The following is a 15,348-nucleotide window of genomic DNA, read 5'->3' on the forward strand; positions in this document are numbered from 1 at the left end:
CGGCCAGCGCGGCGCCTGTCTGCATGAAATTCAACCGGACTCATCCGGTGCGGAGGTATCTATCGTGGCTGACCACTGTCTCAAACTCCACCCCAAGGACACGGTGTCCATTCTGGCCGTGCGCGCCGACAAGGGCGACACGCCGCTCGGCTTCGGCGTGCCGCTTGAAGCCCCGGTCACCCGCGGCCACAAGATTGCCAATACCGATATTCCCGAAGGCGGCGCGATCTACAAGTTCGGCCAGCTCATCGGTTATGCCGCCCGCGACATCAAGGCCGGCGAGCATGTGCATGTGCATAACTGCACCTTCGGCGATCACGGTCGCGACTACGAAATCGGCGCGGACCTTGACGCCGCGAAAGCCGCCATTCCCGCGGTCAAGCCCCGCACCTTCATGGGATACCGCCGTCAGGACGGCTCTGCCGGAACCCGCAACTATATTGCCATTTGCGGAACCGTGAACTGTTCGGCAACGGTCATCCGCAAGGCCGCCGACATCATCAATCACTCCGGTATTCTCGACAATTATCCGAACGTCGACGGCGTTGCCGCTTTTGCCCATGGCACGGGATGCGGCATGGCCTCTTCCGGCCCCGGCTTCGACAATCTCCAGCGCGTTCTCTGGGGCTATGCAACACACCCCAATACCGGTGCGGCACTGTTCGTCGGCCTCGGCTGCGAACAGATGCAGCTGGCCCGCATGCGCGAAATCCATGGCGAGATGGATGAAAGCCGGTTCTTCCAGATGACCATTCAGGAAAACGGCGGCACCAAACACTCGATCGACAAGATCGTCGACCACATCAAGGAACTGCTGCCGCAGGTCAATGATGTGACCCGCACCGAAATTCCTGCTTCAGAACTGAAGCTTGCGCTTCAGTGCGGCGGCTCCGACGGATTTTCCGGTATCACCGCCAATCCGGCGCTCGGCATCGCCTCCGACCGCCTGATCGGCATGGGCGGCACGGTCATTCTTTCCGAAACCCCGGAAATCTATGGCGCCGAACAGCTTTTGCTGCGCCGTGCAGCCAGCGATGACGTGGCGCAGAAGCTTCTCACCCGCATCAAATGGTGGGAGGAATATACCGATGCCAATCACGGTTCGATGGACAACAACCCCTCACCCGGCAACAAGCAGGGCGGTCTGACCACCATTCTTGAAAAATCGCTCGGCGCTGTCGCCAAGGCCGGCAGCACGCCGCTGATGGACGTTCTCGAATACGGCGAACAGATCCGCAAAAACGGCCTTCTGTTCATGGATACGCCCGGCTACGACCCGGTCTCCGCCACTGGCCAGATTGCCGGCGGCGCGCAGATGCTGGTGTTCACCACAGGCCGCGGCTCCGCCTTCGGCTCCAAACCGACGCCGACCATCAAGGTGGCCACCAATTCCGCGCTGTTTGCCGCCATGCCCGACGATATGGACCTCAACTGCGGCGACATCCTCTCCGATGGCGTCAGTATTCAGGACAAGGGCGAGGAAATCCTCGACTATGTTCTCAAGGCCGCCTCCGGCGAAAAAACCAAGTCGGAGCAAATGGGTCTGGGCGACAACGAGTTCGTTCCCTGGCAGGTCGGCGCGGTGATGTAGCCCCCCACGTCAACCCGAGAGACGCACGAAGGCCGGACGCGAAACTGCGTCCGGCCTTTTTTCGTCCGTTTTTGAGGACGATAGCCGGTTCCTGCGTCTGCCGGATGGCAACACATGCACAAAAGCCGGAATTGACATAGGTCATGTTCAGCTAACGTTCATGAACACTCACATAACAAGTGAATATCCGTTTTCAGACGCGATTACAGCACTTTAATAAATGTTGTCCATTTTAGTTAAGTATCTTGCATGCAATTATACCGCGTGCCATAGAATGAGCGGATGGACAGGAAAGGAAATGCAATGACCGTAACCAATGCCGGTGCCATGGCACCGCAGCTCAACGAGCTCCTGAACGGCGAAATGGAAGCTGCACGGTTTTATTTTCAGGCTGCCGCATGGTGCAACCAGCGCAACATGTCCGGCTGCCAGACCTTCCTTCTCGGCCATGCCAATGAAGAACTCGACCATATGCGCCGCTTCCTGGCCTATCTGTTCGACCTCGACTTCGCCGTAAAGATTGACGGCATGGAAGCGCCCGAGATCAAGGCGGAAACGCCGCGGGAACTGTTCGCAGCCATTCTGGAAACCGAAAAACAGGTCACCCGCAACATCTATGCGGCCACCACCCGCGCCGAAGAGGAAGGCGACCACGCCACCTTCGAATTCCTGCAGTGGTTCGTGCGCGAACAGCGGGAGGAAGAAACCCTTTTCGGCGATATCCTCGACAAGATCGACCTGATCGGTGATGGCCCGCATGCCAATTACTACATCGATCGCGAAATCGCGGGCATGGGACACGAATGAGCAACGACCCGACCATGGAGACGCTGCGCGAAGGCCGGATCGTCTCGCTTGAAAGTCTTCAGCCCGGCGAAAGCGGCATTGTCGAAATCGTCGAGGCCGGCGATTTCGAAAACGGACTTTCGGTGCGGCTGAGGGCCCTTGGCCTTTCCAGCACCCACCAGGTTTCCATGGTCCGGCGCGCCTGGTTTGGCGGGCCACTGGTCGTGCGCGCCGGAAAGGCGACCGAAATCGCCATCCGCCGCGCGGAAGCCGCACTCGTCAAGGTTCGCAAGCTCTGAAACCGGAGCTCAGCACCCGGTCTGCGCCCTGAAGGGCGCAGACCAGCGATATATCAAAGATGTCCAAAGGGCACAGGGTCAGACGCTGAATATACGCTGCCGGAGATTTTCTTCCCGGCGCGTATCCATAGACGAACATTCCGGTCAGGCTGCGATATTGCCGTGACCGGTCAGCTATCTGGAAGCCGCTATGAGCCACTGTTCGCCCGCCCAGGCCAATCTTGAAGCCAACGACGTCCCCCGCATTGCCATGCTCGGCCAACCGAATACCGGCAAGTCGATGCTTTATAACCGGATTACCGGCGCCGGCGCCTATGTCGGCAACTGGCCGGGGATCACGGTGTCGCTCTCCAATGCACGGGTGACGCTTTCCGGCCGCGACGTGGAATTCGTCGACCTGCCCGGCATCTACGATCTGGAAGGGTTTTCCGAAGACGAAACCGTCGTCGCCGACTTTCTGAAAACCTATCCGGTCGACCTCGTGATCGTCGTCATGAATGCCAGCCAGATCGACCGGCAAATCCTCATGCCCCTGCAGATCAGGCAGCTTGGCCTGCCCGCCGTGGTGATGCTCAACATGGTCGACGAAGCCCGCAAGAACGGCATCGAAATCGACACGGAAGCGCTTTCGGCCCGGCTCGGCATGCCGGTCCACCTGATCAGCGCCAAATATGGCGAGGGCTATCCCGAAGCGATCTCCAGCGTCGACGAGATGCTGTCCATACGGGAAAACACCCCACCGGCCTATGCCGACTACCACGCGCTGCGCGAAACGCTGATGACCGAGGAAACATTGGCCGAAACGCTTTCCGGCGCGGTTGTCTATCCCGACGTGCCGCCGCAGACGATCACCCAGAAGCTCGACCGCTTCCTGCTGCACCCGGTTTTCGGCCTGCCGCTGTTTTTCGCGGTGATGCTGTTCGTGTTCTACGTCGTCTGGACCATCGGCCTGCCCTCGCAGGACTGGGTCGGCATTATCACCGACTGGATCCAGAACCGGATTCTCGAACCGGTGCTCAGCCTCGGCCCGAGCTGGCTGCAGAATTTCGTCATCAACGGCATCTGGCTCGGCGTGGCCACCGTCGCCTCCTTCGTGCCGCTGATCATGCTGTTCTTCTTCTGCATGGCGGCGGTGGAGGACAGCGGTTATCTGTCGCGCGCGGCCTATCTGATGGATACCTGGATGCGCCGCATCGGTCTGGACGGCCGCTCCTTCGTGATGCAGATGATGGGTTTCGGCTGCAACGTGCCGGCCCTGATGGGCACGCGGGTGATGCGCTCGCAGCCTTTGCGCCTGCTGTCGATGCTGATCATCCCGTTTTCGCTCTGTTCGGCGCGGCTGGCGGTGTTCGTGTTCATCATCGCCGCCGTCTTCCCGCCCGCACAAGGCCCGTTCGTGCTGTTTTCCTTCTACGTCATTTCCTTCGCGGCGGCGTTTCTGGCGGCGGCCATCTTCTCCCGCTCCAAACAGTTCAGGAACACCGAACCCTTCGTGCTGGAACTGCCGCCCTATCGGGTGCCGACACTGAGGCAGGTGTGGCTGCGCGGCTTTGGCGAACTTCGGGAATTCCTGCATCGCGCCACCAATTTCATCATCATCGGCACCATCGCCGTCTGGTTCCTCACCAATTTCCCGACCAATGCCACGGGTCTCGACACCTGGGGCGGCCAGCTCGGCGAGCTGCTGCAGCCGGTCATGGCACCGATCGGCATCAACGCCTATCTGACCCTGGCGCTGATCTTCGGCTTCATCGCCAAGGAAGTGGTGATCGGCTCGCTGTCGACCATCTACGCAATGTCGTCCGGCCTCGTCGCCCACCAGATCGCGACGACCGTATCGCCGGCGGCGGCCTATTCCTTCTGTCTGTTCTGTCTGCTCTACACCCCCTGCCTGACCACGGTCGCCACCGTGAAGGCGGAAAGCCGGTCATGGGGCTTCATGATCTTCTCGCTGGTCGTGTCGCTGGTCTATGCGTGGCTGATCTCCTTCGCCTTCTATCAGGGCGCCCTTCTGCTGGGCTTTGAGTGAGGGAGAGAACAGATGAAAAAACTTCTTGAAAACAAGACCCTTGTTGCCGTCTGCGGCGTTGTCGCGATTGTCGTCATCTCCGCGCTCACCTTTCTGCAGGGCCGCGCGGCCTATAACCCCGCGCATCGCTACGAACAGTTGCGCGCAGACCTCGCCAGAGGCGATTTCCGGGCCGCCAACACCGAGGCCTCGGAAATCACGCTGGTGCTCGCCAATCGCACCAATGAGGGCTGGCTCGGCAAGGACGATATCGAAAACCTGCCCTGCGCCGACATCATCTATATGGACCGGCTGTTTGCCGAAGCCTCCGGCGGCAAGTTCGGCCTTTCCGCCCAGCGCGAAGTGCTGGACGCCCTGCCGGAAACCACCCCGGACGGCGTGTTGCTGTCATCGGCGCCGGAAACGCTGGTCGCCTTCGGCGAGGCCGTCGGCTGGCGCAGGGATGGAAAATGGCTGACCTATGACGCCATGTCGTTTTCCCCCGAGGACGCGCCCAAGGGCCACCTGCCGGTGTTCAAGCCGGAAGACAAGATCCGCGCGCCGTTCAAATCCCGCAATGGCAGGCCGCAGACCGGCGGCGCGCTCTACGACCTGCTGACGCACCGTCTCGATGCCTGTCAGCCGGGCCTCTCCGGCTGACGGATTCGGCTCCGTTGCGACAGGGCGGACAACACCCCGCAAACCCCGCCACAAAACATTCTCTTTCGTTTTCGTCAAAAAATGTGTAAGAGCGCCCTCAAGAGTTACAGGGCGCTCCTCCCAAAACCTTTGACTGCGCCCCAGCCCCAGAGATTTAAGATATGGCACTTCGCAACATCGCGATCATCGCGCACGTTGACCATGGCAAGACGACCCTTGTCGACGAACTTCTGAAACAGTCCGGCGCATTCCGCGAAAACCAGCGCGTCGACGAGCGCGTGATGGACAGTAACGACCTCGAAAAAGAGCGCGGCATCACCATTCTCGCCAAGGCGACCTCGGTTGTGTGGAAAGACACCCGCATCAACATCGTCGACACCCCCGGCCACGCCGATTTCGGCGGCGAGGTCGAGCGTATCCTGTCGATGGTGGACGGCGCCATCGTCCTGGTCGATGCCGCCGAAGGCCCGATGCCGCAGACCAAGTTCGTGGTCGGCAAGGCGCTCAAGGTCGGCCTGAAGCCGATCGTCGCCATCAACAAGATCGACCGCCCGGATGCCCGCGCCGAAGAAGTCGTCAACGAGGTCTTCGACCTGTTTGCCGCACTCGACGCCACCGACGAGCAGCTCGACTTCCACATTCTCTATGGTTCCGGCCGCGCCGGCTGGATGAACACATCGCCCGAGGGCCCGCAGGATGAGGGCCTTGGCCCGCTTCTCGACCTCGTGGTCGATCATGTGCCCGCGCCGAAGGTTGCCGAAGGTCCGTTCAAGATGATCGGGACCCTTCTGGAAGCCAATCCCTATCTCGGCCGCATCATCACCGGCCGCGTATTCTCGGGTTCGATCAAGCCGAACCAGCCGGTCAAGGTTCTTTCCCAGGATGGCAAGACCGTCGAGACCGGCCGCGTCTCCAAGATCCTCGCCTTCCGCGGCATCGAGCGTCAGCCGATCGAGGAAGCGCAGGCCGGCGACATCATCGCCATTGCCGGTCTTTCCAAGGGCACGGTTGCCGACACCTTCTGCGACCCGGCCGTGACCGAGCCGCTTCAGGCCCAGCCGATCGACCCGCCGACCGTCACCATGTCCTTCATCGTCAATGACTCACCGCTCGCCGGCACCGAGGGCGACAAGGTGACGAGCCGCGTCATTCGCGACCGCCTGATGAAGGAAGCCGAAGGCAATGTGGCGCTGAAGATCGAGGAAGCCGAAGGCAAGGATAGTTTCTACGTCTCCGGCCGCGGCGAACTGCAGCTTGCCGTGCTGATCGAAACCATGCGCCGCGAGGGCTTCGAGATCGCCGTTTCGCGTCCGCGCGTTGTCATGCACAATGACGAGGAAACCGGCCAGCTGATGGAACCCTTCGAGGAAGTCGTCATCGACGTCGATGAGGAGCATTCCGGCATCGTCGTGCAGAAGATGGCCGAGCGCAAGGGCGAGATGGTCGAGCTTCGCCCGTCCGGCGGCGACCGTGTTCGCCTGGTATTCTTCGCCCCGACGCGCGGCCTGATCGGCTACCAGTCGGAGCTTCTGACCGATACGCGCGGCACGGCGATCATGAACCGCCTGTTCCACGACTACCAGCCCTTCAAGGGCGAGATCGGCGGTCGCAACCAGGGCGTTCTGCTCTCCAACCAGGCCGGTGAGGCCGTCGCTTACGCGATGTTCAACCTCGAGGATCGCGGCCCGATGATCATCGAGCCGGGCGACAAGGTCTATGCCGGCATGATCGTCGGCATCCATACCCGCGAAAACGATCTCGAGGTCAACGTCCTGAAGGGCAAGCAGCTGACCAATATCCGCTCCGCCGGCAAGGACGAAGCCGTCAAGCTGACCCCGCCGATCAAGATGACGCTCGACCGGGCGCTGTCGTGGATCCAGGACGACGAGCTGATGGAAGTCACGCCGAAATCGATCCGCCTTCGGAAAGTCTACCTCGATTCCAACGAGCGCAAGCGTTTCGAAAAGACCCGCGCGGCGGGCTGACCATCAGGAACCAGGGGCGGCTTCGGGTCGCCCTTTTTCATTTCCGCCCTGCATGGGAAAGCGACATTGCAGCGAATGGCCTCAACGCCACGCCGTTGGGTAAACACCTGCTGTCATAAAACCCCATTTCGCTGTTGGAAGTCGCCTGTAAGGCAATTGAGGCCTTTCGCAAGACCGCCGGGACCTGATAGTCATAGATCGCAGCGGCGGGCCGAATGGCCTCGTCGCGCGGACAATGTACAATCCGGGACAGTCTGTTGGTGAAGATCAAACCGGCCGGCGATCAGGCCGTAACAGTAGAATTTGCAGATGTGATCGACGAAACCGTCAGCGCGCGCGTGATTGCGCTTGACCGCGACCTGAAGGCCGATCCGGTTGCAGGCATCACCGAGACCGTGCCGACCTACCGCTCTCTGCTGGTGTTTTTCGACCCCGCCATCTTGCCGGGCCGCGCCCTGATGGCGACGCTTAGAGACCGCGTGGACGCCAGCGCCGAGCCGGATGAGACGCAGGCGCGCCATTTCACCATTCCGGTCTGCTATCAAGGCATCGATGCGCTCGATCTTGCCGAACTCTCGGCAGCCAGAGGCTTGAGCCAGCAGGAGGTGATCGCGCTTCATACCGGCGCGACATACCGTGTCTTCATGATCGGCTTTGCCCCGGGTTTCACCTATCTCGGCGGCCTGCCGGAGGCGCTTCATACACCACGGCTGACGGAACCGCGCCAGAAAGTGCCGGCCGGCGCCGTTGGCATCGGCGGAGCACAGGCCGCAATCAACTCCGTCGCCGGGCCGAGCGGCTGGCGCTATATCGGCCGGACCCCGGTGAAACTGTTCGACCCCGAACGGAGCGATCCGGCGTTTTTCCGGGCCGGCGATTTCATTCGTTTCCGTGCGGTTTCGCCGGATGCAGTCGCCGCGCTCGACCGGCGCGTTGCCGCCGGTGACCCCATCGTGGAGTGTGAACAGCCATGGTGATGCTCGAAGTTGTAAAAGCCGGATTGATGGTCACCTTGCAGGCAAGACCGCGCACCGGTTATCTTGCCGCAGGCGTTTCACCGTCGGGACCGATGGATGAAGACGCCTTTGAGATTGCGCAAACCCTTGTCGGCAACGACACTGATGCTGCGGCGCTCGAATTCGCCCAGTTCGGCGGCAGCTATAATGTTTCAGAGCCCACACTTGTCGCCGTCACCGGCGGTGCGGCTCAGGTGTCGATTGACGGGCGGCCCGTGCCCTGCTGGGAAAGCCACCTCCTGAAACCGGGACAACGCCTCGATGTCGGTGCGATCCGTGGCGCGATGTGGGGCTATATCGCCTTTTCCGGCGGTATTGACGTGCCCGTTCTGCTGGGCTCGCGCGCCACACATGTCAGGAACGCAATGGGCGGCTTCAAGGGCCGTCCGCTTGAAGTCGGCGATCAGCTTGAGCTTGGCCCGTCTGCAACGCTCTGGCCGCGACGGATGACATCGATCTTCCGCCGGGCTTCAGGCCCGATCCGCGTGATTGCGGGCCCGCAGGATGATTATTTCGACGCGCGCGCATGGTCGTTGTTTCTGAATGAACCGTTTGCGGTTTCGATACGCCGCGACCGGATGGCAAGCCTGCTGTTCGGCCCTGCCCTCAGCGCAACGCGCGGCCACGATATCGTTTCCGACGGCACACCGCCCGGTTCGATCCAGGTGCCGGGGTCGGGCACGGCAACGGTGCTGACCGCAGAGCGCCAGACGACCGGCGGGTACCCCAAGATCGCAACCGTGATTTCCGCCGACCTGCCGCGCATCGCGCAAATGCCGGGCGGCCAGCCTTTCCGGTTCAGGCTGGTGGAACAAGATGAAGCCGAAGCCTGTCTGCTTGAAGCCCGCGAGACGGTCAAAGCAATCATCACGGAAATCGAAAGCCCCTGAGACGGCGCGGCCCTTATCTCAGCAGCACGTCATTGCGCAGCTGAAAACGCGACGGATCGTAAACGGCGTGAGAGATTTCAACCAGTTCGCCGTTGTGGCTGTAAAGATCGGCGTCGATGCAGAGCGCCGGGGCCCCTTCCGAAAGGCCGATCGCATCGGCGGCTACCTGCGGACAGGCGATTGCACTGGTGGTCTGGCTGACCCGGACAATCGGCCGGTCGAACATTTCCTCGACGAGCCGATAGACCGAGCCGAGCCGGTGACGCGACAGCGACGGTTCGACACCGGCATAGGGCCCGGCAACAAACATGCGCGACCAGTTGAGCGGCCGAAGCCTTCCGGGTATGCGGCGCACAGCGATTACCTCGAGCCAGAAACCGGTCGCGCTTTCACGTCCGCCAAGCGCCGGATCGGAATGGTTGGCCACATGGCGTGACGTCCAGACTTCAAGCACCGTTTCGCGCGTAACGCGCATCAATTCCGGCAGGCTGTTGGTCGCCATGCGAAAATGCTGCTGTGGCGTCTGCGAGGCGATGACAGTGCCGACACGTTTGCGGCGCGCGACAAGGCCTTCGGATTCCAGCTCGCTGAGTGCCCGCCGCAATGTCGTACGGCTGACACCGCATTCAACGGCGAAGTCGACCTCGGGCGGCAGGCGTTCTCCGATTTTCCAGCGCCCCGAAGTGATTTCCTCACGCAAAGAAAGAGTTAATTGTTTGTGTCGCGGTGCGCTCATTCCATCTTTCCCGGCAGCCATAGAACAATCTGTGGAAAAATCACCAACAATAACGCGAAGGCGACCAGAATGAGAAAAAAGGGTGCCACGGCCCGCAAGAGTTTTCCCATCGTTTCGCCGGTCTGCGCCTGGATGACAAACAGGTTAAACCCGACCGGTGGCGTTATCTGAGATATCTCTACAGCAACAACAACAAAAACACCAAACCAAATCGGGTCAAAACCTGCGGATGTAACCATAGGCAAGGTAATCGGCAATGTCATCACGATGATCGAGGTGCCATCGAGAAACATGCCGATCACGACATAAAACGAAAGCAGCAGGGTAATCAGCGCAAAGGGCGCAAGATCGAGCGCGGCAATCCAGCCGGCAATAGCGCGCGGAAGCCCGAGGAAACCGAGTGCGGCATTCAGGAGCGCGGCACCGATCAGGATCAGCCCTATCATCGCGCTCGTGCGAACCGCCCTGGTGCCTGCCGTGGCGAGATTGGCAAGGCTCAGCTCCCGCCTCAGGGCGGCCAGCAGCAGGGCACCGAGAACACCGACGGAAGCCAGTTCCGTGGGGCTGGCCAGACCGGAATAAAGCGCCCCCATGACGCCGGCAATCAGTGCCAGCAGCGGCGCGATATCGGCAAGGCCGCGCCACCTATCGCTCCAGGAAAAACGCTCTGCCGCCCTGCGTTCGCCCGAAACCGTATGGGTCACGGCAATATACAGGCTGTAGAGACATGCCAGCAGCAGGCCCGGCACGACGCCGGCAACAAACAGGCGCAGAATGCTTTGTTCGGACACCACGCCGTAGATGATCATGATGATCGACGGCGGGATCAGAAAGCCAAGCGTGCCCGCCCCGGCAAGCGACCCGATCGACAAGCGCCGATCATAACCGCGGGCCTGAAGTTCCGGCAGCGTGACCTGCCCGACAATCGCCGTCGTCGCCGCCGATGACCCGGAAACGGCGGCAAACAGTGCGGACCCGGCAACATTCACATGAACAAGACCACCGGGAAGCCTGCTCATCCATGGTGAAAGCCCGGAAAACAGCGAACGCCCGAGCCGTGCGATGACGAGGATCTCACTCATGAGAACAAACAGCGGCAGCGCCAGCAGTTCCGGTGCTATGCCGGCTTTCCACATCAGCATGCCGGAATAGGCATCAAGCGGGATGTTCGGTTTGTAGATCGCAAGCAGGATATAGCCAACGCCGAAAAGCGACAGGCCGACCCAGACGGAACCGAGCAGCAGGACGACAAAGAGAAGCAGCGTGACCGCGCCGATTTCAACCATCTGCGTGTTCCCTGCCGATTTCCGGCGCCATGTTCAGCACCAGCCGCAGAAGCCGTGCCGCCATCGCCAGCACGAATTCGCCTGCACCGACAACCGCAACTGCCTGGGGAATGGCAAGCGGCGTGTTGACATAGCTTGATTGACGCAGCCCGCCTGCAAACGACGTGTGAAAAATGTTCCAGAACGCCCTGAGCAGCAGACAGGCAAGCACAAGCCCGACCAGTGTTGCGGCAATATCGACAGCCCAGCGGAAATGGGGCCCCCGCGAAAGCAGCAGCGTGACCCGCACCTGCGTTCCGTGCTGAAGCGCGGGGCCAAGGCCCAGAAGAAATACCCCGCCCATCGCAAAGGCCGAATACTCCCAGGAGAACGCAAGGCTGCGGCTTAGAAAACTGCGGCTGAAGACCTCCGCCAGCATCATGGCGCAAAAGCCATAAAGCAGGAGCATTGCAACGAACTGGGAAATTCTGGCGGTCCAGTCCGTCAAGATGAGAAAGGCACGAACCATTGCATTTCCTGCACACGGGAGGCCTGCGGGCTTGCACGCACGGCGCTTTTTCTAAGAAAGGGCGGAAGCGATATACCACACTGCCGCGCCGCGGAAAGGTGATACGGACTGCCGATCATGAAACGAGCTGGCACGGCGCTTCGCTATTTTCCGACCGCGGCGGCATATTCCCTGATAATCGGCTCGGCGGCCGGAATACGCCCGATATAGGTGTCCCACATCCCGCGTCCCGCTTCGTACATCGCCGCTTTCAGAGAATCCTGCGGCGTCAGGACAGTGATACCGTTTTCAATGAGGATTTCGGTATTGGCGGCATCCTCGGCTGCGCTCTGCGCCCAGAACTTTGCGACAAGCGTTTCGGCAACGCCTTCGATTGCGGCCTGATCTTCCTCCGACAGGGCATTCCAGGCATCGAGATTGACGGTGACCACATCGGTCGACGTCGACCATTGCAGCGGGCTGAAATAGGGCGTCATGTCCCAGAGCTTGCCGATGACGCCGGATGAGGTCGAGGTTGCAACGCCGTCAATCGTTCCGGCGGCAAGAGCCGGAACGACATCGCCCCACGGCATTTCCAGCGGCGCGGCGCCAAGCCGGCGCAGGAATTCAAAACTGCCCGGATTGAACGCACGAATCCGGCGTCCTTGCAGATCTTCCGGGGTTGATATCTCGAATTCCGAAAAAAGCCCCGGCGATGGCCAGGGCACATAGTACAGGATTTTCTGGTTGTGGCGGGCGGCGATCTCGTCGAACACCGGGGATGCAACTTCGAGAAATGCTGCCATCTCCTCCTGCCCCTGAATCAGATAGGGCAGCGTATCGATGGCAAGCAGCCGCTCTTCACCGGCCTGCTGGAACAGGAGGAAATCGGCCATCTGCACGATCCCGGTCTCCACGGCAGCCATGCTTTGCGACCCGGACACGCCGATCTCCCCGGCGTTCAGAACATTGATCTGCACATTGCCGTCAGTGGCTTCGCCAACAGATCTGGCAAATTCCCGCGCAGCCTTGGCCTGAAAATTGTTTTCTCCCCACGGCGTCGAAAAATCCAGTGTGGTCTGTGCCGCCGCCGTACCGGCACTCAAGGTCGCAACCGCAAGAGCCAGTCTGTACAAAATCGCCATATATCCATTCCCCTGTCGTTTAGCGTCATTCTGTTTTTACGCACAACCGTACTATACCCGGCAAATGTTGCACGGCGAAGCCGCATTCGACGTTGAGCTCAACATCACACGTCGCCGGATTTCGGACATGGTGACAATACGATGTGATCGGCTGCATGGATGTGGCGATTTCAACCACTGGGATAAAAATTCTTCCTTTCTTCAGGCGACGACAAACGCTTCGGGAAAGCGCATGCGAAAACCAGACCGTTGTCGTCGGAGCGCCAAACCCGGCACAAAAAAGCGGCGGCCCCGAAAGGCCGCCGCCGGACAAGGTTAAACAGGTGTCATGTCAGCGCGGTTCGCTTCTGAGCCCCTTAATGATGGCCACACAGGCCAACAGCAGAACGATCGTGAACGGGAAACCCGTGGAGACCGCCATCGCCTGAAGCGCCTTCAGGCCGCCGCCAAGCAGCAGCGCAATGGCCACCAGTCCCTCGAAGCTTGCCCAGAACACGCGCTGCGGCACGGGTGCATCGACCTTGCCGCCGGCCGTGATGGTGTCAATCACGATCGAGCCGGAGTCCGACGAGGTCACGAAGAAGACGATGACAAGAACGATACCGATGATCGAGGTGATGGTTGCAAGCGGCAACGCTTCCAGCATCACGAACAGTTTCAGGTCGAGCGGCGCACTGCCGAGTTCTTCGTAATTGTTCACGAGAATCTCGTGGATCGCGGTATCGCCGAACACCGTCATCCAGACGATCGAAACGACCGAGGGGATGATCAGCACACAGGTGATGAATTCGCGCACGGTGCGGCCACGCGAAACACGCGCGATGAACATGCCGACAAAGGGCGACCAGGAAATCCACCATGCCCAGTAGAATGAGGTCCAGCCATCGAGGAAGTTCTTGTCGGTTCGCCCGAACGGGTTGGCAAGTTCCGGCAGGTAGCGGGCATAATCAGCGAAGTTCGAAGCCAGGCTTCCGAAAATGGACAGTGTCGGGCCAACAAGAATGACGAACAGCAGCAGGATGCCGGCGAGCACCATATTGATCATCGAAAGACGCTGAACGCCGGCATCCATACCGGCAACGACCGATCCCAGCGCAATACCGGTGATAAATATGATCAACACGACTTTCGAAAGATCATCCACCGGAAGCCCGAAGATGTGGTTCAAACCGGCATTTGCCTGTTCGGCGCCGATACCAAGCGAGGTGGCAAGCCCGAAAAGCGTGGCAAGCACGGCCAGAATATCGATGATATGGCCGGTCCAGCCCCAGACACGCTCGCCGAAGATCGGGTAGAACACCGAACGCATGGCCAGCGGCAGGCCCTTGTTATAGGAAAACAGCGCCAGCGCCAGCGCAACAATCGCGTAGATCGCCCAGGGGTGAAGCGCCCAGTGGAAGATGGTCGATGCCATTGCCAGGCTTTTGGCTTCAGCCGGATTTCCCGGCGCACCACCAAGCGGAGCCCAGCTTTCGGGCGCCCCGGCATTTTGCGCAACCGACGCGGTATAATGCGAAATCGGCTCGGACACGCCGTAGAACATCAGGCCGATACCCATGCCGGCGGCAAACAGCATCGCAAACCAGCCGGCGTAGGAATAGTCCGGCGTTGCCTCGGCGCCACCGAGACGGATTTTTCCGTAAGGTGAAAAGATAAGATAAATGCCGAGCAATACGAAGATGTTACCGGCAACCAGGAAAAACCAGTCGAAGGTCGATGTCAGCCAGTCCCGCATGCCGTTGAAGATGGTTGCGGCTTCCTCCTGGAAAGCCAGCGTGGCCAGAACGAAGGCGACAACGGCGAGACCGGAGATCAGAAAGACCGGGTTGTGGATATCCAGCCCGAAGGGACCGATGTTCGTCGTGATATTATCCTGACCGATCTCATAATCGGTATCGATAATCTCCGTTTCGCCCTCTGGCTCGGGAATCCCCGTGTCGGACATGAATAATCTCCTTGTTTTTCAATACATTTGCGCCAGCCCGACTTGCGGCCGGCGATATATGCTCAGCCGCGGATCAGAAACACCGATACGTCGGTATGGGTGGCCAGCTGGCCGCCATGCGAATGCATGAAATGATCCGCCAGGTTCGGCACATGCGTGGCCATCACCACCAGATCACACCCCAGTTCGCTGACGGTCCGGGCAAGCGACCGGTCGAGGTCGACGGACGGATCATGGCTGATGACGGTCCGGCACTCAGACGTCACACCATGGCTGGCGGACTGTTTCTCGGCGAAGGCCTTGAGCTTCGCCTCGAATTCCTTGGGATTGTGGCCGAGCGCTCCGGGAAGCGAAGAGGTCACACCGACATAAACGACAGATGCATTATAGAGTTTGGCGATATCAGCCGTCGTCTTGAGTGCGCGTGTCAGCTTATCTGCATGCGCAAGATCGACAGGCACCATGATTTTATTGAACATCTTGTATTACGGTCCTTGTCCGTTTGCGGGTTTGC

14 protein-coding genes are annotated in these 15,348 nt (G+C 60.3%); 8 read left to right on the forward strand and 6 right to left on the reverse strand.

Annotation, left to right across the window (positions count from 1 at the left end; all coding sequences use genetic code 11):
- Positions 1-61 precede the first annotated feature (61 nt).
- The 8 genes from ABID12_RS07805 to ABID12_RS07840 all read left to right on the forward strand — a co-directional run bounded on the left by ABID12_RS07805 (position 62) and on the right by ABID12_RS07840 (position 9,235).
- Positions 62-1,591 carry a UxaA family hydrolase gene (locus tag ABID12_RS07805; RefSeq protein ID WP_435528200.1) on the forward strand — a complete coding sequence of 510 codons (1,530 nt, stop codon included), beginning with the start codon at positions 62-64 and terminating at the stop codon, positions 1,589-1,591.
- 303 nt (positions 1,592-1,894) lie between these two features.
- Positions 1,895-2,398: a ferritin gene (locus tag ABID12_RS07810; protein WP_354433740.1), complete on the forward strand. Its 504-nt coding sequence runs from the start codon at positions 1,895-1,897 to the stop codon at positions 2,396-2,398.
- Positions 2,395-2,676 (forward strand): FeoA family protein, encoded by a 282-nt coding sequence (locus ABID12_RS07815; RefSeq protein WP_106309565.1) that lies wholly within the window; start codon positions 2,395-2,397, stop codon positions 2,674-2,676. Before ABID12_RS07810 ends, ABID12_RS07815 begins: the two co-directional genes overlap by 4 nt.
- A gap of 190 nt (positions 2,677-2,866) precedes the next feature.
- Positions 2,867-4,705 carry a ferrous iron transport protein B gene (gene feoB, locus ABID12_RS07820; RefSeq protein ID WP_354433741.1) on the forward strand — a complete coding sequence of 613 codons (1,839 nt, stop codon included), beginning with the start codon at positions 2,867-2,869 and terminating at the stop codon, positions 4,703-4,705.
- A 12-nt stretch (positions 4,706-4,717) separates the two neighbouring features.
- Positions 4,718-5,344, forward strand: coding sequence for a GUN4 domain-containing protein (locus ABID12_RS07825; protein ID WP_354433742.1), 627 nt, complete (start codon positions 4,718-4,720; stop codon positions 5,342-5,344).
- Positions 5,345-5,505: 161 nt separating this feature from the next.
- Complete coding sequence (typA, locus tag ABID12_RS07830) at positions 5,506-7,329, forward strand: translational GTPase TypA (RefSeq protein WP_354433743.1); 1,824 nt, start codon at positions 5,506-5,508, stop codon at positions 7,327-7,329.
- Between the two features lie 260 nt (positions 7,330-7,589).
- On the forward strand, positions 7,590-8,306 hold the full coding sequence (pxpB, locus tag ABID12_RS07835) for a 5-oxoprolinase subunit PxpB (RefSeq protein WP_354433929.1): 717 nt from the start codon (positions 7,590-7,592) through the stop codon (positions 8,304-8,306).
- Complete coding sequence (locus tag ABID12_RS07840) at positions 8,300-9,235, forward strand: 5-oxoprolinase subunit C family protein (protein WP_354433744.1); 936 nt, start codon at positions 8,300-8,302, stop codon at positions 9,233-9,235. The genes pxpB and ABID12_RS07840 overlap by 7 nt, the downstream gene beginning before the upstream one ends.
- Positions 9,236-9,248: 13 nt before the next feature.
- On the opposite strand, the gene ABID12_RS07845 is transcribed toward ABID12_RS07840, so the two are convergent.
- From ABID12_RS07845 to ABID12_RS07870, 6 genes are all read right to left on the reverse strand, one after another.
- On the reverse strand, positions 9,249-9,971 hold the full coding sequence (locus ABID12_RS07845) for a GntR family transcriptional regulator (protein ID WP_181190820.1): 723 nt from the start codon (positions 9,969-9,971) through the stop codon (positions 9,249-9,251).
- Positions 9,968-11,257, reverse strand: a complete 1,290-nt coding sequence (locus ABID12_RS07850) for a TRAP transporter large permease (protein WP_354433745.1) — start codon at positions 11,255-11,257, stop codon at positions 9,968-9,970. The genes ABID12_RS07845 and ABID12_RS07850 overlap by 4 nt, the downstream gene beginning before the upstream one ends.
- A complete protein-coding gene (locus ABID12_RS07855; protein ID WP_354433746.1) occupies positions 11,250-11,765 on the reverse strand; it encodes a TRAP transporter small permease subunit in 516 nt (171 codons plus the stop codon). The genes ABID12_RS07850 and ABID12_RS07855 overlap by 8 nt, the downstream gene beginning before the upstream one ends.
- A 143-nt stretch (positions 11,766-11,908) precedes the next feature.
- Positions 11,909-12,889: a TRAP transporter substrate-binding protein gene (locus ABID12_RS07860; RefSeq protein ID WP_354433747.1), complete on the reverse strand. Its 981-nt coding sequence runs from the start codon at positions 12,887-12,889 to the stop codon at positions 11,909-11,911.
- A gap of 331 nt (positions 12,890-13,220) precedes the next feature.
- Positions 13,221-14,834, reverse strand: a complete 1,614-nt coding sequence (locus ABID12_RS07865) for a BCCT family transporter (protein WP_106309534.1) — start codon at positions 14,832-14,834, stop codon at positions 13,221-13,223.
- A 62-nt stretch (positions 14,835-14,896) separates the two neighbouring features.
- Positions 14,897-15,313 (reverse strand): universal stress protein, encoded by a 417-nt coding sequence (locus ABID12_RS07870; protein WP_354433748.1) that lies wholly within the window; start codon positions 15,311-15,313, stop codon positions 14,897-14,899.
- Positions 15,314-15,348: the final 35 nt, after the last annotated feature.

It is taken from the genome of Martelella mangrovi, from assembly GCF_040545495.1.
Classification (GTDB): Bacteria; Pseudomonadota; Alphaproteobacteria; order Rhizobiales; family Rhizobiaceae; genus Martelella; species Martelella mangrovi.